Below are 20,718 nucleotides of genomic sequence, written 5' to 3' on the forward strand. Positions count from 1 at the left end.
ATGCAAGCCGCTGCGGACATGCGCCAGGTCGCCGTGCTCGGCGCCACCGGCTCGATCGGCATCTCGGCGCTGGACGTGATCGCCCGGCACCCGCGGCGCATGCGCGCCAGCGTGCTGGCCGCCGGCAGCCGGGTCGAGGCGCTGCTGGCGCTGTGCGTGACCCACCGCCCCGACCATGCGGTGATCGGCGACCCGGCCGGCTACGTGCAGCTGCGCGAGGGCCTGGCCGCGGCCGGCCTGCACACCCAGGCCCACGCCGGCGACGGGGCGCTGGAAGCGCTGGTCGCCGGACCGGCCTGCGACACCGTGGTGGCGGCCATCGTCGGCGCCGCCGGCCTCGGCTCCACCCTCGCCGCGGCCCGCGCCGGCAAGCGCCTGCTGCTGGCCAACAAGGAATCGCTGGTGCTGGCCGGTGAACTGGTCATGGCCGCCGCGCGCGCCTCCGGCGCCGACATCGTGCCGATCGACAGCGAGCACAGCGCGGTGTTCCAGTGCCTGTGCGCGTGCCGCGCCGAGGAGGTGCGCCGGATCGTGCTCACCGCCTCCGGCGGCCCGTTCCGCGGCCGCGACCGCGCCGCGCTGGCCGATGTCACCCCGGCCCAGGCGGTGGCCCATCCGAAGTGGTCGATGGGCCCGAAGATCTCGGTCGACTCGGCCACGCTGATGAACAAGGGCCTGGAGGTGATCGAGGCCCACCACCTGTTCGGCCTGCCGGCCAGCCGGATCGGGGTGCTGGTGCATCCGCAGAGCCTGGTCCACGCCCTGGTCGAATACGTCGACGGCTCGACCCTGGCCCAGCTCGGCCTGCCGGACATGCGCACCGCCCTGGCCGTGGGCCTGGGCTGGCCCGAACGGATCGAGTCGGGCGTGGGCGGCCTGGACCTGCTGGCGCAGGGCCAGCTGGCGTTCGAGGCCCCGGACCTGGAGGCCTTCCCCTGCCTGCGCCTGGCCGGCGAGGCCATGGAAGCCGGCGGCACCGCCCCGGCCGTGCTCAACGCCGCCAACGAGGAGGCGGTTTCAGCCTTTCTTCAGGGCCGGATCGGTTTCCTAGGCATACCCGCGCTGGTCGAGGAAGCCCTCGCCGCACTGCCCGCGGCACCGGCCGGTTCGCTGGATGCCCTGCTGGAAGCCGATGCGGCGGCACGCCGACTCACCCGCCAGCGCATCGACTCCGGAACCGCCGCATGAGCGTCATCGACCCGCAGGATCCCGCCCATGGGTGACTTCCTGGGCTCCGTCTGGTGGCTGGTGGTCAGCCTCGGCCTGCTGGTCACCTTCCACGAGTTCGGCCACTACTGGGTGGCCCGCCGCTGCGGCGTCGACGTGCTGCGCTTTTCGGTCGGCTTCGGCCGCCCGCTGTGGTCGCGGCGCAACCGCGCCGGCACCGAGTTCGCCATCTCGGCCATCCCGCTGGGCGGCTACGTGAAGATGCTCGACGAGCGCGAGGCCGACGTCCCGGTCCATCGCCAGGCCTACGCCTTCAACCGCCAGGGCGTGTGGAGCCGCATCGCCATCGTCGCCGCCGGCCCGGCCGCCAACCTGCTGCTGTGCGTGGCGCTGCTGTGGGTGATGTTCATGGTCGGCCGCCAGGATTACGCGCCGGTCGTCGGCCAGGCCACCGGCGTCGCCGCCCAGGCCGGCTTCCAGCCCGGCGACCGCCTGCTGGAGGTGGACGGGCGCCGGATCGCCACCTGGACCGAGGCGGCCATGGCCTTGGCCACCCCGGCGCTGGACCGCCGCGACATCGAGGTCCGCGTCGAGGACGCGGCCGGCCAGGAGCTGGTGCGCACCCTGCGCCTGTCGCAGCTGCCGGCCGCGCTGGACGAACACCGCATCCCGGAGCAGGCCGGCCTCACCTGGCGCTTCCTGCAGGCCCCCGCCCGGGTCGAGACGATCGCCGAAGGCAGCGCCGCCCAAGGCGTCCTGCTGCCGGGCGACCTGATCCTGGCCATCGACGGCACCCGCATCGACGCGGCCGACCAGGTCTCCCCGGCCGTGCAGGCGCTGGGCGAGCGCGGCGGCGTGGGCATGGTCGAAGTCGAGCGCGACGGCGAGCGCCTGGCGCTGGAGCTGGCGCCGCGCCGCTCCACCGACCCGGAGCGCGCCGGGCGCTGGGAGCTGGGTATCGCCCTGGCCCGCCCCGAGGCCCCGGCCTACGACGCGGTCCAGCGTTACGGCCCCATCGCCGCGCTGCCCATGGCCCTGCGCGAGACCGGCCGCCTGGCCAGCGATTCGCTGGGGATGATGCGGCGGATGGTCACCGGCGAGGCCTCGGTGAAGAACCTGTCCGGCCCGGTCACCATCGCCCGCGCCGCCAACGCCTCGGCCAAGCGCGGCGCCGACTGGTTCCTGTACTTCCTCGCCCTGCTGTCGCTGAGCCTGGCCATCATCAACCTGCTGCCGATCCCGATCTTGGACGGCGGTCACCTGCTGTATTACCTTATCGAGTTGGTCAAAGGCAGCCCCTTGAGCGAACGCGCGATGGCTGCGGGGCAGTACGTAGGCCTGGCCCTGCTGGCCGGGTTGATGGGACTGGCCTTCTACAACGACATACTGGGCCTGATGCCGCGATGACCGACCGTCGGCCCCAACCGCGGTTCCCGCCCCGATACCCCGTTTTCCACCGGATGTGACATGACGCGATACCCCGTGCGCCGCCTGCTCGCCCTCGCCCTAGCCTCCTCCCTGGCCCTGCCGGCGATGGCGCAGACGGTCGAGCCGTTCACCGTGAGCGACATCCGCATCGACGGCCTGCAGCGTATCGCCGCCGGCACCGTGTTCACCTACCTCCCGGTGGAACGCGGCGAGACCATGACCCAGTCGAGCGCCGGCGAGGTCATCCGCGCCCTGTACCGCACCGGCTTCTTCGAGGACGTGCGCGTGGACCGCCAGGGCGACATCCTGGTGGTCACCGTGGTCGAGCGCCCGGCGATCAACAAGCTGACCCTGCAGGGCAACAAGGACATCAAGACCGAAGACCTGCTGCGCGGCCTGCAGGACATCGGCCTGTCCGAAGGCGAGACCTTCGACCGCCTGGCACTGGACCGCGTGGTCCAGGAGCTGACCCGCCAGTACAACAACCGCGGCAAGTACAACGTCCAGATCACCCCGACGGTGTCGCCGCTGGACCGCAACCGCGTCGACGTCACCATCGACGTCAAGGAAGGCAAGGCGGCCAAGATCCGCCACGTCAACCTGATCGGCACCGAGACCTTCGAGAACGAGGAAATCCTCGATACCTGGGAGTCGCGCGAGAGCAACTGGCTGTCCTGGTACCGCCGCGACGACCAGTACTCGCGCGAGAAGCTCTCCGGCGACATGGAGAAGCTCAACTCCTGGTACCTGGACCGCGGCTACATCGACTTCAGCATCGACTCCACCCAGGTGTCGATCAGCCCCGACAAGCGCGACATGTACCTGACCGCCTCGGTGACCGAGGGCGAGATCTACACGATCTCGGAGATCAAGGTCACCGGCGACACCATCCTGCCGCAGGAAGACATCGAGCGCCTGCTGATCCCGCAGGCCGGCCAGGTGTTCTCGCGCGTGCTGCTGGAGGCCTCGGCCGACCGCATCACCGCCACCCTGGCGAACATCGGCTACGCCTTCGCCCGGGTGAACCCGATCCCGACGACCAATCGCGAAGACCGCACCGTCGCGATCAACATGCAGGTCGTCCCCGGCCCGCGCGTCAACGTGCGCCGCATCGTGTTCAAGGGCAACACCCGCACCTCCGACGAGGTCCTGCGCCGCGAGATGCGCCAGTTCGAGAACGCCTGGTTCTCGCAGGCGGCGATCGACCGTTCGAAGATCCGCCTGCAGCGCCTGGGCTACTTCGAGACCGTCGAGGTCGAGACCCCGGCGGTGGCCGGCAGCAACGACCAGGTCGACGTGGTCTTCAACGTCAAGGAGACCAACTCCGGCAGCTTCGTGTTCGGTCTGGGCTACTCGCAGCTGGCCGGCATGACCACCTCCATCCAGCTGAGCCAGAGCAACTTCCTCGGCGGCGGCAACCGGGTGTCGGTGGAAGCGCAGCGCAGCGACTACCTGCAGCGCTACGCGTTCTCCTACGTCAATCCGTTCTTCACCGACGAAGGCCTCTCGCTCGGCTACAACCTGTGGTGGCGCGAGCTGGACTACTCGGACTTCAACACCGCGCAGTACAACAGCACCAACGCCGCCGCGCAGGTCATGCTGGGCCTGCCGATCACCGAGCACAGCTCGGTCTCGCTGCTGTTCGGCATCGACAGCAACCAGATCCAGACCTACGGCGGCTACACCCCCCAGGCGATCATCGACTACGTCGACGCGATCGGCCAGCGCACGTTCCACTCCTGGCGCACCGAGCTGGGCTGGGCGCGCGACACCCGCAACGACTTCTTCATGCCGACCAACGGCACGTACCAGCGCGTGGGCCTGGAAACGACCCTGCCGGGCTCGACGGTCGAGTACTACAAGATCAACTACGAGTTCTCCAAGTACTGGCCGCTGAGCCCCTCGTTCGTGCTGCGCACCGGCCTGGACATCGGCTACGGCGACAGCTACGGCAACGACACCACCCGCAACATCTGCTACACGCCCGGCTCGTACATCGACACCGACGGCGACGGCAAGGTGGACACCTGGCAGCCCGGCCCGGCGCCGAGCGAACCCTGCCTGCCGGATTCGTCGGACTTCCAGAAGACGGTCACCGCCTCCGGCCTGCCGTTCTTCGAGAACTTCTACGCCGGCGGTACCCGTTCGGTGCGCGGCTTCCGCGACAACACCCTGGGCCCGCGCTCGGAAGTCATCGGCGGCTACCGCGGCCAGCCGCTGGGCGGCTCGCTGAAGACCGTCGGCCAGGTCGAAATGGTCTTCCCGCGCCTGTTCGACAGCAAGGCCGCGCGCGTCTCGGCGTTCGTCGACTTCGGCAACGTCTACAACGGCATCGACGACTTCGACGCCGGCGAGCTGCGCGCCTCGGCGGGCGTGGCCCTGCTGTGGCGCGCGCCGGTCGGCCCGATCTCGATCAGCTACGCCTTCCCGCTACGCAAGAAGGAAGGCGACGAGATCGAGCGCCTGCAGTTCACCTTCGGCGGCGGCTTCTGACCCGGCGGCAGCGCACGTCCATCCGCAAGACAGCGACGGCCCCTCACCGGGCCGTCGCTTTTTCCGAGAGCGGAACTCCCTCTCCACCTCCGCCCTCGTAGAGTCGGGCTTGCCCGACTCCCCCGCCGGATATCCCGGCGCGCGTGAGAAAGCAGCGGGGCAAGCCCCGCTCTACGGAAGCGCCGCACGCCGTCGATGCCCCTCCCTCCGGGAGAGGAAGCACAACAGCCAGTCCCGGCCCCCACGTCCCGTAGAGCCGGGCTTGTCCGGCTACCCACGCCCGATGGGGCGACATGAGGCATCGGCAGGGCGGCTACCCATGCCCGAAGGGGGCGACATGACGCAACCGCAGGGCGGCAAGCCACGCCCGACGGGGCGACATGACGCAACGGTAGCGGGGCAAGCCCCGCTCTACGGGTGGGTGGCGTCCTCGATGGTGCCCAGCTGCGCCAGCACCGCCGTCGCGTAGCTGCCCGGCGGCAGCGAGAACGACAGCCGCAGGCTGGTGTCGTCCAGCCACTCCCAGGCGAAGCCGTCCGCGCGCACGCGCAGCGCGCGCCGCTCCTGCTCCAGCCCGGCGCGTTCCAGGCCCTCGCGCAGCTTCAGGGCGCCGACGTCCTCCAGTGCCGCCAGTTCCAGCGCACGGCACGCCCCCTGCGTGCGCAGTTCGCCGCGGCCCCACAGCGGGCCGGTGGGATGGACGTCGAACGCCGCCAGGCGCCGCGCGATGTCGTCCGACATCGGCTCCGGCCCGAACACGCTGCGGCTGCCCTGCAGCGCCCAGACCTCGCCTTCCATGCCGCTGTCCCAGCTGCCGTCGGCCACGCGCGCGGCCAGCACCTGGTTGAACAGCGCCGAACGCGCCGCCGACAGCAGCATCGACCGCTGCTCGCGCCCGACCCGCTTGCCCGCGAACATCGCCAGCGCCTTGCCGACGTTGCCGCCGCCATGGCCGAAGCGCTGCTCACCAAAGGCGTTTGGCACGCCGCGCCGCGCGATCTCCTGCAGGCGCGCCTCGATCGCCACGTGTTCGCCTTCCACTTCGCGCAACACGAGCACGAAGCGGTTACCTGCCAGCGCCCCGCGCGGCAGCTTGCGGCGGTGGCGGACATGGGCCAGCACGCGCAGCCCGTCGCGCTCCAGCAGGGCCAGGTCCGGCGCCTCCCGTCCCGGCAGCTGCACGCTGAAGCGCTGCACGGTGACTGCGTGGCGGTCCTTCAGGCCGGCATAGCCGACCGCCACCTCGGGCACGCCAGCCCAGCGCGCGAGCTCGCCGGCCACGTAGCCGGTGTTCATGCCGCGCTTCTCGATGGTCAGCAGCAGGTGCTCGCCGTCGCCGCTGGCCTCGAAGCCGTCCAGCTCCTCGACCCGGAAATCCTCCGCGCTTACCCGGATGCGGGCCGCCAGCACCGCCGGCCCGAACGCCCCCGCGGCCGGATCGCCGGCGCTCACGCCCGCACCAGCAGGGCCACCGCCTGCGCGGCGATACCCTCGCCGCGCCCGGTGAAGCCCAGCTTCTCGCTGGTGGTGGCCTTGACGCTGATCGCATCCACATCGACGCCGCAGGCCCCGGCGATGCGCTCGCGCATCAGCGGCGCATGCGGGCCGACCTTCGGCCGCTCGCAGACGATGGTGATGTCGGCGTTGCCCAGCTTCCAGCCGCGCTCGGCCACCAGGGCCACGCAGTGGCACAACAGGCCGAGACTGTCGGCCCCGCGCCAGCGCTCGTCGCTGGGCGGGAAGTGCACGCCGATGTCGCCCAGCGCCAGCGCGCCGAGGATCGCGTCGCACAGCGCGTGCAGGGCCACGTCGCCGTCGCTGTGCGCGACCACGCCGCGTTCGTGCGGCACGCGGACGCCGCCAAGCATGACGTGGTCGCCGTCGCCGAAGACGTGCACGTCGTAGCCCTGGCCGATGCGGAAGGGAGGAAGTTCGGTTGCCATGTCGCAGGTTTTCCGGTGTTGCCGGAACAGCCCGGCACGTCGGCCGCTATTGTGCCTCGCATGCCGTACCGCTGCCCCCTCTCCCACGAAGCGAGAGGCTCTTCCCGTAGAGTCGGGCTTGCCCGACTCCGACGCCGGATGTGCCGGGGCGCATGAGCAGCAACGGGGCAAGCCCCGCTCTACGAAACCCAGCCCCCTTGCCACCTTTCCCCGCAGGGAGCGGGGATCTGCCCGTAGAGTCGGGCTTGCCCGACTCCCACGCCGGATGTGCCGGGGCGCGTGAGGAGCAGCGGGGCAAGCCCCGCTCTACGCCCCCTGCCCCTTGTCCCGCAGGGAGCGGAAATCAGCGCCGCGCCAGCTCGAACTCGAAGCGGGCCAGGTCGGCCGGTGTGGTGATCTTGAAGTTGTCCTCGCGCCCTTCCACCAGCAGCGGGCGCAGGCCCTGGCGCTCCAGCGCCATGGCCTCGTCGGTGACCTCGATACCGGCCGCGGCGGCGACCTGCAGGGCACGGGTCAGCTGGAGGCGGCGGAACAGCTGCGGGGTCAACGCGCGCCACAGGCGCTCGCGCGGCTCGGTGCCGTCGATGCCGCCGTCGTCGCCGGCACGCTTGAGGGTATCGCGCACCGGCGCGGCGAGGATCGCGCCCACCGGATCGGCACGGCCGCTTTCGAGCAGGCGGTCCAGGTCGGCCTGGGCCAGGTTCGGACGCGCCGCATCGTGGACCAGCACGAAGTCATCCGCCCGCACCGACTCCGGCAGCGTTTCCAGCGCAGCCAGCACGGACGCGGCGCGGCTGTCGCCGCCGGTGCAGGTCAGCACCGGCTTGCCGGCGAACTCGCTCCAGCCCGGCCACCATTCGTCGCCCTCGCCCACCGCCACGACCACGCCGGCCACCGCCGCATGCGACAGCAGCGCCTCGAGCGTGTGCGCCAGCAGCGGCCGCCCGGCCACGTCCAGGTACTGCTTGGGAATCCCGCCGCCGAAGCGCGTGCCGCGGCCGGCGGCGGGCACCACCGCCCAGATCGAGGCCATCAGTCCTGGGTCTCCTCGCCGCGGGGAGGCGGAGCAGGTCGCTGCCCCGGCTCCTCCACCACCCGGTAGAACACCTCGCCCGGGCGGATCATGCCCAGCTCGCTGCGCGCGCGTTCCTCGGCAGCAGCCACGCCTTCCTTCAGGTCGCGCACTTCCGCCGCCAGCGCGGCGTTGCGTTCCCTCAGGCCGCTGTTCTCACGGCGCTGGTGCTCGACCTGGGCCTGCAGCGCCGCGACCTCGCCGGCGCTGCCGATCCCGAACCACAGCCGGTACTGCAGCCATCCCAGCAGCAGCACCAGGCCGAGCAACACCCAGCGCATCGCGCGCACCGGCGTTCCGTCAGCGCTTCAGCGAGACGAACGCGTCGCGGCCGGCGTAGCGGGCCGAGGCGCCCAGCGCCTCCTCGATGCGCAGCAGCTGGTTGTACTTCGCCACGCGGTCGCTGCGGCACAGCGAGCCGGTCTTGATCTGGGTCGCGGTGGTCGCCACGGCGATGTCCGAGATCGTGGTGTCCTCGGTCTCGCCCGAACGGTGCGACACGATCGCCGCGTAGCGGGCCTTGTGCGCCATGGCGATGGCTTCCAGGGTCTCGGTCAGGGTGCCGATCTGGTTGACCTTGATCAGGATCGCGTTGGCGGTGCCCGAATCGATGCCCTGCTTGAGGATCTTCGGGTTGGTCACGAACAGGTCGTCGCCGACCAGCTGCACCTTGTTGCCGATGCGGTCGGTCAGCAGCTTCCAGCCGGCCCAGTCGTCCTCGGCCAGGCCGTCCTCGATGGTGATGATCGGGTACTGCGCGACCCAGTCCGCCAGGAAGTCGACGAACTGCTCCGACGACAGGCGCTTGTTCTCGCCCACCAGGTGGTACTTGCCGTTGTCGAAGAACTCGCTCGAGGCCACGTCCAGGCCCAGCAGCACGTCCTCGCCGGCCTTGTAGCCGGCCTTGCCGATCGCCTCGAGGATGGTGTCCAGCGCTTCCACATTGCTGCGGAAGTCCGGGGCGAAGCCACCCTCGTCGCCGACCGCCGTGCTCAGGCCGTGGCCCTTCAGCACCGCCTTCAGCGAGTGGAAGATCTCGGCGCCGGCGCGCAGCGCCTCGGAGAACGACGAAGCGCCGACCGGCAGGATCATGAATTCCTGGAAGTCGACGTTGTTGTCCGCGTGCGCACCGCCGTTGATGATGTTCATCATCGGCACCGGCAGCGACACGTCCGAATCGGTCAGGCCCGACAGGTACTGCCACAGCGGCTGCTTCTTCGACGCGGCCACCGCGTGCGCCGCAGCCATCGACACGCCCAGCAGCGCGTTGGCGCCCAGGCGCCCCTTGTTCTCGGTGCCATCCAGGTCGATCAGGCGGCGGTCCAGGCCCTGCTGGTCGGCGGCGTCGAAGCCGGCCAGGGCCTCGGCGATGGCGCCGTTGACGTTGGCCACCGCGTTCTTCACGCCCTTGCCCAGGTAGCGGGTCTTGTCGCCATCGCGCAGCTCCACGGCCTCCTTGGTGCCGGTGGAGGCGCCGGACGGCACCGCCGCGCGGCCGAAGGAACCGTCGGCCAGGGTGACCTCGGCCTCGAGGGTGGGATTGGCGCGGCTGTCGAGGATCTCGCGGGCGTGGATCTTGGCGATGCTGGTCATGGGTCGGGCATGCGTCCAGTGGGTGGAGTCGTGGCGAAGTTTAGCCGAGCGCGGCCGCTTCTGGCGCCATTTCCCACTGTTTCCGGGCACTTGCCGGTTGCCGCGGAAAGCATTGCCCCCGCCGGACCTGCGAGCGACGGGACGAAGCCGGCCGCCCTCCTGCCAGCCGAGCGGGGCCCGGCGAGACCTGGACAGAGGGCAAGGCACAGGCAAAGGGCGAAAGCCGGGCCAGGCAACGGCGAGGCCAGGGCAACGACGTGGGCGTGGCCGGCTTCGGACGGGCCGCCGCCCCAGGAGGTCTACGACGTCGCGAAAGCGCGCCATCCCGACGACCGCAGCAGCGACCGGGCTGCCGCACCCGGTAGCGTCGGGCTTGCCCGACTCCCACGCCCGATGTCCCAGCGCCGGCGAAAAGCAGCGGGGCAAGCCCCGCTCTACGGAAGCATCAGCACCGCCCTCAACGAACGAAGCCACGACCCGGAAGCGCCGGAATACGCGGCAATGCGGGGGAATGCCGCAAGCAGGCCATGGATGGCCTGCGTTCGCGCGTTGGAGCCATGGACGGCGGAACCGCGCGATGCGGCATACCCCCGCATTGCCGCGGCTCCGTCCGAAGCCAGCCGTCCCCACGCTGTTGCTGTTGCTGTTGCTGTCGCCCTGCGCCACCACACTGGACCCCGAGGGAGCCCAAGCGCCGCGCAGCGCGACTGCAAGGATCGCCTTACAGGCTCGCTTCCGCGAACCCGTGTTTCTTGGTGACCGCGTCCAGCTCCAGCAGCGTTTCCAGAAGCTCGGCCATGCGGCCCAGCGGCCAGGCGTTGGGGCCGTCGGACAGGGCCTTGGACGGATCCGGGTGGGTCTCGGCGAACAGGCCGGACACGCCCACCGCCACCGCCGCCCGGGCCAGCACCGGCACGAACTCGCGCTGGCCGCCGGAACTGCTGCCCTGCCCGCCCGGCAGCTGCACCGAATGCGTCGCGTCGAACACCACCGGGCAGCCGGTCTCGCGCATCACCGCCAGCGAGCGCATGTCGCTGACCAGGTTGTTGTAACCGAAGCTGGCCCCGCGCTCGCAGACCAGGATCTGTTCGTTGCCGGTCGACCTGGCCTTGTCCACCACCGGCTTCATGTCCCACGGCGAGAGGAACTGGCCCTTCTTGATGTTCACCGGCTTGCCGGCCGAGCACACGTTCCTGATGAAATCCGTCTGCCGGACCAGGAACGCCGGCGTCTGCAGCACGTCGACCACCGCCGCCACCTCGTTCATCGGCGTGTACTCGTGGACGTCGGTGAGCACCGGCACGCCGACCTGCTTCTTCACCTCGGCCAGGACCTTCAGGCCCTCCTCCATGCCCGGACCGCGGAAGCTGGTGCCGGAAGTGCGGTTGGCCTTGTCGAAGCTCGACTTGAAGATGAAGTTGATGCCCAGCTTGCCGGTGATTTCCTTCAGCTGCCCGGCCACGTCCAGCTGCAGCTGCATCGACTCGATCACGCAGGGACCGGCGATCAGGAACAACGGCTGGTCCAGGCCGACCTCGAATCCGCACAGTTTCATCGCTTCATTCCTCCAGGTGGCCGCGGCGGGCGTCGACGCGGGACGCGGCCCGACGGCGGCCGGACGTGACAGTGCACCCCAGGCGGCGCGAAGAGCGCGCCAACCCGGCGTCGCCGGGCCTCAGGCCCGGGCTTCCTTCAGCAGCTTGCCGCCGGCCTTCTTCTCGCGCGCGGCGCGGATGAAGCCGACGAACAGCGGATGGCCCTCGCGCGGCGTGGACAGGAACTCCGGGTGCGCCTGGCAGGCCAGGAACCACGGGTGCACGTTGCGCGGCAGCTCGATCATCTCCACCAGGGTGTCGTCCAGCGACTTGGCCGAAATGACCAGGCCGGCGTCCTCCAGCTGGGTGCGGTAGCGGTTGTTGAACTCGTAGCGGTGGCGATGGCGCTCGGCCACGATGTCCTTGCCGTAGAGCTCGCGGGCCAGGGTGCCGGGCTTGAGCCGCTGCTCCTGCAGGCCCAGGCGCATGGTGCCGCCCAGGTCGGATTTCTCGTCGCGCTTCTCGACCTCGCCGGTGCTGGTGCGCCACTCGGTGATCAGGCCGATCACCGGATGCGGGCACTGCTTGTCGTTCTCGGTGCTGTTGGCGCCTTCCAGGCCGGCGACGTTGCGCGCGTAGTCGACCACCGCCGCCTGCATGCCGTAGCAGATGCCGAAGTACGGGATGCCGTGCTCGCGGGCGTACCGGGAGGTGAGCACCTTGCCCTCGAAGCCGCGGTCGCCGAAGCCGCCGGGCACGAGGATGCCGTCGACGCCTTCCAGCCCGGCGGTGCCGGACTCGATGTCCTGCGACTCCAGCCACTTCAGGTTGACCCGGGTGCGCTGGCGCAGGCCGCCGTGCTTGAGCGCCTCGCCGACCGACTTGTACGCGTCCTTGTGATCCACGTACTTGCCGACCACGGCAATGGTGACCTCGTCGACCGGATGCACGGTCGCGTCGACCGCCGCTTCCCACTCCGACAGGTCGGCCGGGCGCGGCGGCTGCAGGCGCAGCCGGTCGGCGACCAGCGCGTCCAGACCCTGGGCGTGCAGCTCCAGCGGCAGCTTGTACAGCACGTCGACGTCCTGCACGGAGATGACCGCGCGTTCGGGGACGTTGGTGAACAGGGCGATCTTGCGGCGCTCGCCGTCCGGCAGCGGCTGCTCGGAGCGGCACAGCAGCACGTCCGGCTGGATGCCGATCGAACGCAGCTCCTTGACCGAGTGCTGGGTCGGCTTGGTCTTCAGCTCGCCGGCCGCGGCGATGTACGGCACCAGGGTCAGGTGCATGAACAGCGCCTTGTCCGGGCCGCGTTCGGCGCGGATCTGGCGGATCGCCTCCAGGAACGGCAGCGACTCGATGTCGCCGACCGTGCCGCCGATCTCGACCAGGGCCACGTCGTAGCCCTCGGTGGCCTCGTCGATGCAGCGCTTGATCTCGTCGGTGATGTGCGGGATCACCTGCACGGTCGCGCCCAGGTAGTCGCCGCGGCGCTCCTTGCGGATCACGGCCTCGTAGATGCGGCCGGTGGTGATCGAGTTCTTGCGGCTGAGGCGGGTGCGGACGAAGCGCTCGTAGTGGCCCAGGTCCAGGTCGGTCTCGGCACCGTCGTCGGTGACGTAGACCTCACCGTGCTGGAACGGGCTCATCGTGCCCGGGTCCACGTTGATGTAGGGGTCCAGCTTCATCATCGTGACCTTCAGGCCACGGGTCTCGAGGATGGACGCGAGCGAGGCGGCCGCGATGCCCTTGCCAAGCGAGGACACGACGCCGCCGGTAACGAAAATTAGGGGAGTCATTGGCGGGGCTCCGGAAAGCCATAGTCTACCGGCTCGGCTTCCGCGGCCCAAGCCGGGAACGGGCGGATGCAGCGTTCCGCGCCCGGCCGGAGCCCGCCGCGCAAGGCGGCGGGCGGGTTCAAACCGGCCTCAGCGCGGGGGGCGCTTGGCCTCTTCTTCCTCTTCCTTGCGCGGCGCGTCGGCCTTGCCGCGCGGGTCGTTGCCGCTGCGGGCCGCCTCGCGGCGCTTGGCGCGCTCGGCCGCGGCGGCCTGTTCGCGCTGCTCCTGGGCCTGGTGCTCGGCCAGCGCGGCCTTCTCGCCGGACTGGCCGGCCCTGCCCCGGTCCTGCGCCCACAGCGGGGCGCTCGCGGCTACGGCCACCACGGCCGCAACGGCACTCCAGAACAGACGTCGGTTCATGCTTTACCTCCTGTCGCGGCGGGCCTCCCCTCGTGCCCGCCTTCGGGTTGCAGGCCGCGGACGCCCCGGCAACAAGGCTTGCGCCCGTACCGGCCGCTTCCCGCGAACCTGGCGCCCTTATACGCCGTGGCGGCCTGCGCACTCCTGAACAGGCATCGAGGGGGTGCAAAAAGCGGGGCCAGGCCGCACACTTCCGCGTCGCATCGCGCCATCGCAAGGTTCCATGAGCAGCCGTTACAACGCCGCCGACATCGAAGTCCTCTCCGGCCTGGACCCGGTCAAGCGCCGCCCGGGCATGTATACCGACACCTCCCGGCCCAACCACCTGGCCCAGGAAGTGATCGACAACGCGGTGGACGAGGCCCTGGCCGGGCACGCGCGGGAGATCGAAGTCACCCTGTACCGCGACGGAAGCTGCGAGGTCTCCGACGACGGCCGCGGCATGCCGGTGGACATCCACCCGGAGGAGAAGATCCCCGGCGTCGAGCTGATCCTCACCCGCCTGCACGCCGGCGGCAAGTTCAGCAACAAGAACTACACCTTCTCCGGCGGTCTGCACGGCGTGGGCGTGAGCGTGGTCAACGCACTGTCGACCCTGGTCGAGGTGCACATCAAGCGCGAAGGCCAGGAACACCGCATCACCTTCCGCGACGGCGACCGCGCCACCCCGCTGGAAGTGGTCGGCACCGTCGGCAAGCGCAACACCGGCACCCGCGTGCGCTTCTGGCCGGACCCGAAGTACTTCGACAGCCCGCGCTTCAACCTGCGGGCCCTGCGCCACCTGCTGCGCGCCAAGGCCGTGCTGTGCCCGGGCCTGGCCGTCACCCTGCACGACGAGGCCAGCGGCGAACGCGACCGCTGGTACTTCGAGGACGGCCTGCGCGACTACCTCAAGGGCGAGCTGGCCGGCCGCGAGCTGCTGCCGCCGGAGCTGTTCACCGGCAACCTGAAGAAGGACACCGAGGTGGTGGACTGGGCGGTGGCCTGGATCCCGGAAGGCGAGCTGGTGCAGGAGAGCTACGTCAACCTCATCCCGACCGCGCAGCACGGCACCCACGTCAACGGCCTGCGCTCGGGCCTGACCGACGCGCTGCGCGAATTCTGCGATTTCCGCAACCTGCTGCCGCGCGGCGTCAAGCTGGCGCCGGAGGACGTGTGGGACCGCGTGTCGTTCGTGCTGTCGCTGAAGATGACCGACCCGCAGTTCAGCGGCCAGACCAAGGAACGCCTCAGTTCGCGCCAGGCGGCCGGCTTCATCGAGAGCGCGGCGCACGACGCCTTCAGCCTGTGGCTGAACCAGCACGTGGACTTCGGCGAGAAGATCGCCCAGCTCGCCATCGAGCGCGCCAGCGCGCGGCTGAAGACCGAGAAGCAGGTCGTCCGCAAGAAGGTCACCCAGGGCCCGGCCCTGCCCGGCAAGCTCGCCGACTGCATCAGCCAGGACCTGTCGCGCACCGAGCTGTTCCTGGTGGAAGGCGACTCGGCCGGCGGCAGCGCCAAGCAGGCCCGCGACAAGGATTTCCAGGCGATCCTGCCGCTGCGCGGCAAGATCCTCAACACCTGGGAAGTGGCCTCCGGCAGCGTGCTGGCCTCGCAGGAAGTGCACGACCTGGCCGTGGCGATCGGCTGCGACCCGGGCAAGGACGACCTCACCGGCCTGCGCTACGGCAAGGTGGTGATCCTCGCCGACGCCGACTCCGACGGCCTGCATATCGCCACCCTGCTGTCGGCGCTGTTCCTGCGCCACTTCCCGGCGCTGGTCGCCGCCGGCCACGTGTTCGTGGCGATGCCGCCGCTGTTCCGCGTCGACGTGGGCAAGCAGGTGTTCTATGCCCTCGATGAGGAAGAGAAACGCCTGCTGCTGGAGAAGATCGCCCGCGAGAAGATCAAGGGCCAGGTCAACGTCACCCGCTTCAAGGGTCTGGGCGAGATGAACCCGCAGCAGCTGCGCGAGTCCACCATCCATCCCGACACCCGCCGCCTGGTCCAGCTGACCGTCGACGACGGCGAGCAGACCCGGGCGCTGATGGACATGCTGCTGGCCAAGAAGCGCGCCTCCGACCGCAAGGCGTGGCTGGAGCAGAAGGGCGACCTGGCTTCGCTGGAGGTTTGAGGAAAGCCCTGACGCTTTGACAGTGCAGGGCCGCGGCGGCGGCCCAGTCGTTGTCGTACTCCAAGGGCGCGGTGGCGCGGCTTCGCTGGAAGCCCAGGTTCCCCAGGCATCGCGCTTCGAGCTGGCTGGGCGGGCCGTTGCGGCCCCTGTGAGGTGATCCAAACCGCCTGAAAAAGCAGCGGGGCAAGCCCCGCTCTACAACAGCACGGCTGGCCCCTCTCCCGCCGGGAGATGGGAGCAAAGAGCGAAGCCACGACCTCAACGCACACGAAGACGCGGTAGCACGGGGGCAGCTGGAAGCGTCTTGCCGGGTGATGCGGTTGGAAAGCTGGCGCGTGGCGACGCGCCGGACGGCGCCAGCGCCCTGATGCATTCCCGGCGCGGACGCCGAACCGCGCGATGCGCCATACCCCCGCGCTGCCGCGGCTCCGTCCGAAGCCGACGCAACCCGACGCCGTTGTCGTTGCTGTTGCTCTTGCGTTCTGTAGCCTTCGCCGTTGCCGACAGCGCCCACCCGGCTCAGTCGTGAAAGGCTTCCACCACCTTGCGCCGGCCGAGCATGAAGACATCCGCCACGTGCCGCAGCGGCGCCAGGTCCACGTCCGACTGGCCGCTGCGCACCAGCTCGGCAAACCTGCGGTACAGCTGCGGATATTCCTGCTCCGGCCCGGCGTGCAGCAACTGGCCGTCCACCGACAGCCGCGCCCCGCCCTCCGACAACCGCATCCCGCCCGCATCCGTCTGCGCAACGATGTCCCAGCTCTGCGGGCCGGTCTGGCGCCAGTCGAACTCCGCTTCCAGGTCCAGCCCTTCCGCATCGGTGAAGCGGATCGAAGCGGCGATCGGCGCATCCCGGTTCTCCGGGAACTCCAGCGTCGCCGCCGTGGCGAACACCGGCCGCGGCAGGATCCGGGTCACGATCGACAACGCGTTGATGCCCGGATCGAACACCCCCAGCCCACCGGGCTGCCAGATCCACTCCTGGTCCGGATGCCAGTGGCGCACGTCTTCCTTCCAGTACACCCGCATCGAACGGATCGTGGTGCCGGCCAGGAACTCGCGCGCCGCCTCCACCGCCGGCGCATGGCGCGAGTGCCAGCTGGCGAACAGCGTCACCCCGGCCGCCGCGGCCCGCGCAACCAGGTCTTCCACTTCCGACAGCGTCGCGCCCGGCGGCTTCTCCAGGAACACGTGCTTGCCGGCGGCCAGCGCCTTCACCGCGGCGGCGTGGCGGTACTGCGGCGGCATGCACAACGACACCGCCTCGATCGACGGCATCGCCTCCAGCATCTCCTCGATCGAGCCGAAGTTGTCGATGCCCTCCACGCGACCGTAGCGACTCGCTGCCGCGACCAGGCGGAACCCGGCGTTGCCGGCGACCGCGGGCAGGTGCTGGTCGCGCACGATCTTGCCGACTCCGACGATGGCGAGGTTGATGGGCACGGATACGGTCTCCAGTGACGGCACGGACACGCGGTCCGTGCGCGATTGTGGGTTCAGTCGAAGACGGAAGGATCGGGGCCGCAGGCGTCCAATGCTGCCGCGACCTCCTCCCACTTGCGTCGCGGCCCCGGCATGGCGAAACCGTACTCGATGCGCCGCCGGAACACCGTGCCCGGACGCAGCACCGCCTCCGGGAACGCCGGCTTGTTCGGCGCGTCCGGGAAGCCCTGCGGCTCCAGGCAGACGCCACGCCCCAGCCCCGGGTGCTGGTGGTCGAGCGCATGGCCGCCATACAGCTGCAACGCCGGTGCGTCGCTGTCGATGCGCAGCGCGATGCCGCTATGCGGCGAGTACAGGCGCGCCACCGGACCCGCACCGCCATCCAGCACCAGGCAGTGGTCGTAGCCGCCGGCGATGCGCAGCTGCGGGTCGGCTGGATCGGCAGCCACGTCCAGCGTGCGCGCCTCGCGGAAATCGAATGGCGAACCGGCAACGTCGGCCAGCGTGCCGAACGGGATCAGCCGGCCGTGCACCGGCAGGTAGCGCGAGGCCGGCACCTGCAGCCACTGCGCCGCGGCCGGCACCGAACGATCGCCGGCGAGGTTGAAGTACGGGTGGTGGGTCGGGTTGAACGGCGTGGGGGCGTCGCAGGTGGCCTCGAAGTCCAGACGCAACCGCGCCCCGCGCAGCCGGTAGGTCGCGCGCACCTCGAGGTTGCCCGGATAGCCTTCCTCGCCGGCCGGCGAACGGTAGCGCAGCACCAGCCGGTCGGCGGCGTGATCCTCCACGGTCCACATGCGCCGGCCGAAACCATGGGCACCGCCATGCAGGTGATGCCGCCCCTCGTTGGCGGTCACCTCGTGGCGCCGCCCGCCCAGCTCGAACGCCGCGCCGCCGATGCGGTTGCCGAAGCGGCCGACCAGGATGCCCAGATAGGCGGTGTCCTCGAGATAGGCCTGCGCATCGTCCAGGCCCAGCACGACGCCGGTGCGCCCCCGCGCGCCATCGAACTCCAGCCGCGCCAGGATGCCGCCGAGGTCGAGGATCTCCGCCGACAGGCCGTCGCCCTCGCCCAGCCGCAATGCCTGCACCGCAGTGCCGTCGTCCAGCTGGCCGAAGCTCCTCGTCCGGGTCATGCAGTTCCGTGAAAGCCTGGCCGCGATCCGGCCGCGTCGCAGGATAGCCACGCTCCGCCGCGGCGACCAATGCCGCCTGCGACATGGTCGATGTCCGGAATGGAATGGCTCGCCTGTCCCCGCGACACCCATGACATGGATACGCATTCGGGTATCGATCGTCTCGGTAAATTCATTGGCAGGTTATGGAACGCGTCACTATGCTCGGCCTGCTTCCCGACGTGCGCGCCGTCGCATCCGGAGGGAAAGCGCCGGCGCGGAAGCAGCGCGCCGCACAACACGACTGCATGCGTCAGACGTAGGCCTGGGAGGGTTGAGATGACGACGCTCATGTTCGACGGCATGCCCGCATGCCGCGGCGCCGGACGGCTGCCCGCGTCGATGCCTCGCCCGTCGCCTGTCGCGCCGATCGGCCCACCGTGCGTCAATCGGCAGCGTTTTCCGGCCGTCGACCGCGCGCGGCACGCCTTCCGTCCCCGCTCCATGCCGACGAACCCGACGCCGCAGGCCCGGCGCCTGCACCTCTGTGCCGGCAGTCCCTTGCCGTTGCCGACCGCACGCACGGCGGCGCCGCGGCGCCCAGGCCTTGCCGCCATTCCCCGCATTCCCGTTCCGCAACACGAGGCGACCCGATGCTGAAGAAAACCCTGCGTACGCTGGCCCTGGCCTCCGCCCTGTTCGCCGCCGGCGCCAGCGCCCAGGACAAGGTCCAGGCCAGCGCCACCCTGCGCGCCGACCAGCCCGGCGATACCGTCAGCCGCTACATCTTCGGCCAGTTCGCCGAGCACCTCGGCTACGGCATCTACGGCGGCATCTGGGTCGGCGAGGACTCGAAGATCCCCAACACCCGCGGCTATCGCAACGACGTGCTGGCTGCGCTGAAGCAGCTGCAGGTGCCGGTGGTGCGCTGGCCTGGCGGCTGCTTCGCCGACGAGTACTACTGGCGCGACGGCATCGGCCCGCGCGAGAAGCGCCGGGTCAAGATCAACACCCACTGGGGCGGCGTGGAGGAACCGAACAGCTTCGGCACCCACGAGTTCATGGACTTCGCCGAACTGCTCGGCACCGACGCCTACGTCTCCGGCAACACCGGCAGCGGCTCGCCGCGCGAGATGGCCGAGTGGGTCGAGTACATGACCTACGAGAAAGGCTCCTCGCTGGCCGAGGAGCGCCGCGCCAACGGCCGCGACAAGCCGTGGAAGGTGCCGTTCTTCGGCATCGGCAACGAACTGTGGGGCTGCGGCGGCAACATGACACCCGAGCACGCGGCCAACCTGCACCGCCAGTACCAGACCTTCGTCAAGGTCCCGGCCGGGCAGCAGATCACCAAGGTCGCCGCCGGCGCCAATGGCGACGACTACAACTGGAGCGAGGTGATGATGAAGATCGCCGGCAAGCACATGGATGCCTTGTCGGTGCATTACTACACCGTGCCCGGCGGCTGGCCACCGCGCGCCTCCAGCTTCGAGTTCGACGAGGCCGCCTGGTTCCAGACGCTGGAAAGCGCGCTGAAGGTCGACGAGCTGCTGCGCAGGCACATCGAGGTGATGGACAAGTACGACCCGGAGAACAAGGTCGCCCTGTACCTCGACGAGTGGGGCACCTGGTACGAGGCCTACCCCGGCACCAATCCCGGTTTCCTGCAGCAGCAGAACAGCCTGCGCGACGCGCTGGTGGCGGCGATCCACTTCGACGCGATGAGCAGGTACGCGCGCCGGGTGAAGATGGCCAACATCGCGCAGATGGTGAACGTGCTGCAGGCGATGATCCTGACCCGCGACGAGAAGATGCTACTCACCCCCACCTACCACGTGTTCGAGATGTACAGGCCGTGGCAGGACGCGACCCACCTGCCGCTGGAGATCAGGGCGCCGACGTATACCCACGGCAAGGTCGCGGTGCCGGCCGTGCATGGCTCGGCGGTACGGGCGAAGGACGGCGACGTGTACGTGGCGCTGAGCAACCTCGATCCCGACAGCGCGGCGGACGTGTCGATCCAGGTCGCCGGGGTGCAGGCCACGACGGTCTCCGGGCGCGTGCTGACCGCCGGTGCGATCACCGCCCACAACACCTTCGAGCAGCCGGAAACAGTGAAGCCCACGGCCTTCGACGGCGCCGTGCTCTCCGGCGGCACGCTGAAGGTCGAACTGCCGGCGAAGTCGGTGGTGGTGCTGCGGTTGCAGTGAACCGGGCGCGCCGCGCTTGCCCGGACCAGGTGCCTGGAACCGCGGCCCCCCCCCGGTAGAGTCGGGCTCGCCCGACTCCCACGCCTGAGGCTCCGACGTCCCCCCCGGTTTTGAGTAGCGCCGCGATCTGGAGTCCAATCCCCAACAACAAGGAGATTGGACGTGAAGAAGCGTTTTACCGAAGAACAGATCATCGGCTTCCTGCGTGAGGCCGAGGCCGGCGTGCCGGTCAAGGACCTGTGCCGCCGGCACGGCTTCAGCGAAGNCTCGTACTACCTGTGGCGCAGCAAGTTCGGNGGCATGAGCGTGCCCGACGCCAAGCGGCTCAAGGAGCTGGAGGCGGAGAACACCCGGCTGAAGAAGCTGCTGGCCGAGCAGATGTTCGAGAACGACGTGATCAAGGACGCCCTG

Annotated in this window: 16 protein-coding genes; 6 read left to right on the top strand and 10 right to left on the bottom strand. The window is 70.0% G+C overall.

The window, feature by feature from the left end; all coding sequences use genetic code 11:
• The 3 genes from PSEJ35_RS0101735 to bamA are packed head-to-tail and all read left to right on the top strand — an operon-like array spanning position 1 to position 5,088.
• Positions 1–1,188 carry a 1-deoxy-D-xylulose-5-phosphate reductoisomerase gene (locus PSEJ35_RS0101735; RefSeq protein WP_028916273.1) on the top strand — a complete coding sequence of 396 codons (1,188 nt, stop codon included), beginning with the start codon at positions 1–3 and terminating at the stop codon, positions 1,186–1,188.
• Between the two features lie 27 nt (positions 1,189–1,215).
• Complete coding sequence (gene rseP / locus PSEJ35_RS0101740; RefSeq protein ID WP_028916274.1) at positions 1,216–2,574, top strand: RIP metalloprotease RseP; 1,359 nt, start codon at positions 1,216–1,218, stop codon at positions 2,572–2,574.
• A 60-nt stretch (positions 2,575–2,634) separates the two neighbouring features.
• Positions 2,635–5,088, top strand: a complete 2,454-nt coding sequence (bamA, locus tag PSEJ35_RS0101745; protein ID WP_028916275.1) for an outer membrane protein assembly factor BamA — start codon at positions 2,635–2,637, stop codon at positions 5,086–5,088.
• 411 nt (positions 5,089–5,499) lie between these two features.
• On the opposite strand, the gene truD is transcribed toward bamA, so the two are convergent.
• From truD to PSEJ35_RS0101785, 8 genes are all read right to left on the bottom strand, one after another.
• Positions 5,500–6,540 carry a tRNA pseudouridine(13) synthase TruD gene (gene truD, locus PSEJ35_RS0101750; protein ID WP_037082017.1) on the bottom strand — a complete coding sequence of 347 codons (1,041 nt, stop codon included), beginning with the start codon at positions 6,538–6,540 and terminating at the stop codon, positions 5,500–5,502.
• Positions 6,537–7,031 (bottom strand): 2-C-methyl-D-erythritol 2,4-cyclodiphosphate synthase, encoded by a 495-nt coding sequence (gene ispF, locus PSEJ35_RS0101755; protein WP_028916277.1) that lies wholly within the window; start codon positions 7,029–7,031, stop codon positions 6,537–6,539. The genes truD and ispF overlap by 4 nt, the downstream gene beginning before the upstream one ends.
• Positions 7,032–7,374: 343 nt before the next feature.
• A complete protein-coding gene (gene ispD / locus PSEJ35_RS0101760) occupies positions 7,375–8,067 on the bottom strand; it encodes a 2-C-methyl-D-erythritol 4-phosphate cytidylyltransferase (protein WP_028916278.1) in 693 nt (230 codons plus the stop codon).
• Entirely contained in the window at positions 8,064–8,393 is a 330-nt protein-coding gene (gene ftsB, locus PSEJ35_RS0101765; protein ID WP_028916279.1) for a cell division protein FtsB, read from the bottom strand. The genes ispD and ftsB overlap by 4 nt, the downstream gene beginning before the upstream one ends.
• Before the next feature lie 10 nt (positions 8,394–8,403).
• A complete protein-coding gene (gene eno, locus PSEJ35_RS0101770; RefSeq protein ID WP_028916280.1) occupies positions 8,404–9,696 on the bottom strand; it encodes a phosphopyruvate hydratase in 1,293 nt (430 codons plus the stop codon).
• Positions 9,697–10,417: 721 nt separating this feature from the next.
• The gene (gene kdsA / locus PSEJ35_RS0101775) at positions 10,418–11,251 is read right to left on the bottom strand and encodes a 3-deoxy-8-phosphooctulonate synthase (RefSeq protein ID WP_028916281.1); all 834 of its coding nucleotides are present in this window, start codon (positions 11,249–11,251) and stop codon (positions 10,418–10,420) included.
• Between the two features lie 120 nt (positions 11,252–11,371).
• On the bottom strand, positions 11,372–13,030 hold the full coding sequence (locus tag PSEJ35_RS0101780) for a CTP synthase (protein WP_028916282.1): 1,659 nt from the start codon (positions 13,028–13,030) through the stop codon (positions 11,372–11,374).
• A gap of 129 nt (positions 13,031–13,159) precedes the next feature.
• On the bottom strand, positions 13,160–13,429 hold the full coding sequence (locus PSEJ35_RS0101785; RefSeq protein WP_028916283.1) for a hypothetical protein: 270 nt from the start codon (positions 13,427–13,429) through the stop codon (positions 13,160–13,162).
• 223 nt (positions 13,430–13,652) lie between these two features.
• On the opposite strand from PSEJ35_RS0101785, the gene parE reads away from it, so the two are divergent.
• Entirely contained in the window at positions 13,653–15,542 is a 1,890-nt protein-coding gene (parE, locus tag PSEJ35_RS0101790) for a DNA topoisomerase IV subunit B (protein ID WP_028916284.1), read from the top strand.
• A gap of 519 nt (positions 15,543–16,061) precedes the next feature.
• Here the strand turns inward: parE and PSEJ35_RS0101795 are convergent.
• A complete protein-coding gene (locus PSEJ35_RS0101795) occupies positions 16,062–16,985 on the bottom strand; it encodes a Gfo/Idh/MocA family oxidoreductase (protein WP_037082089.1) in 924 nt (307 codons plus the stop codon).
• A gap of 53 nt (positions 16,986–17,038) precedes the next feature.
• Positions 17,039–18,121, bottom strand: coding sequence for an aldose epimerase family protein (locus PSEJ35_RS0101800; RefSeq protein WP_028916286.1), 1,083 nt, complete (start codon positions 18,119–18,121; stop codon positions 17,039–17,041).
• A gap of 632 nt (positions 18,122–18,753) precedes the next feature.
• Between PSEJ35_RS0101800 and PSEJ35_RS0101805 the strand changes: the two genes are divergently transcribed.
• Together PSEJ35_RS0101805 and PSEJ35_RS0101810 are read left to right on the top strand one after the other, a co-directional pair.
• The gene (locus PSEJ35_RS0101805) at positions 18,754–20,307 is read left to right on the top strand and encodes an alpha-L-arabinofuranosidase C-terminal domain-containing protein (RefSeq protein WP_028916287.1); all 1,554 of its coding nucleotides are present in this window, start codon (positions 18,754–18,756) and stop codon (positions 20,305–20,307) included.
• A 162-nt stretch (positions 20,308–20,469) separates the two neighbouring features.
• A partial coding sequence (locus tag PSEJ35_RS0101810) for a transposase (protein WP_028916288.1) occupies positions 20,470–20,718 on the top strand: 249 nt, incomplete at its 3' end.

Origin of the sequence: Pseudoxanthomonas sp. J35, from assembly GCF_000513995.1 — a bacterium.
GTDB lineage: Bacteria > Pseudomonadota > Gammaproteobacteria > Xanthomonadales > Xanthomonadaceae > Pseudoxanthomonas.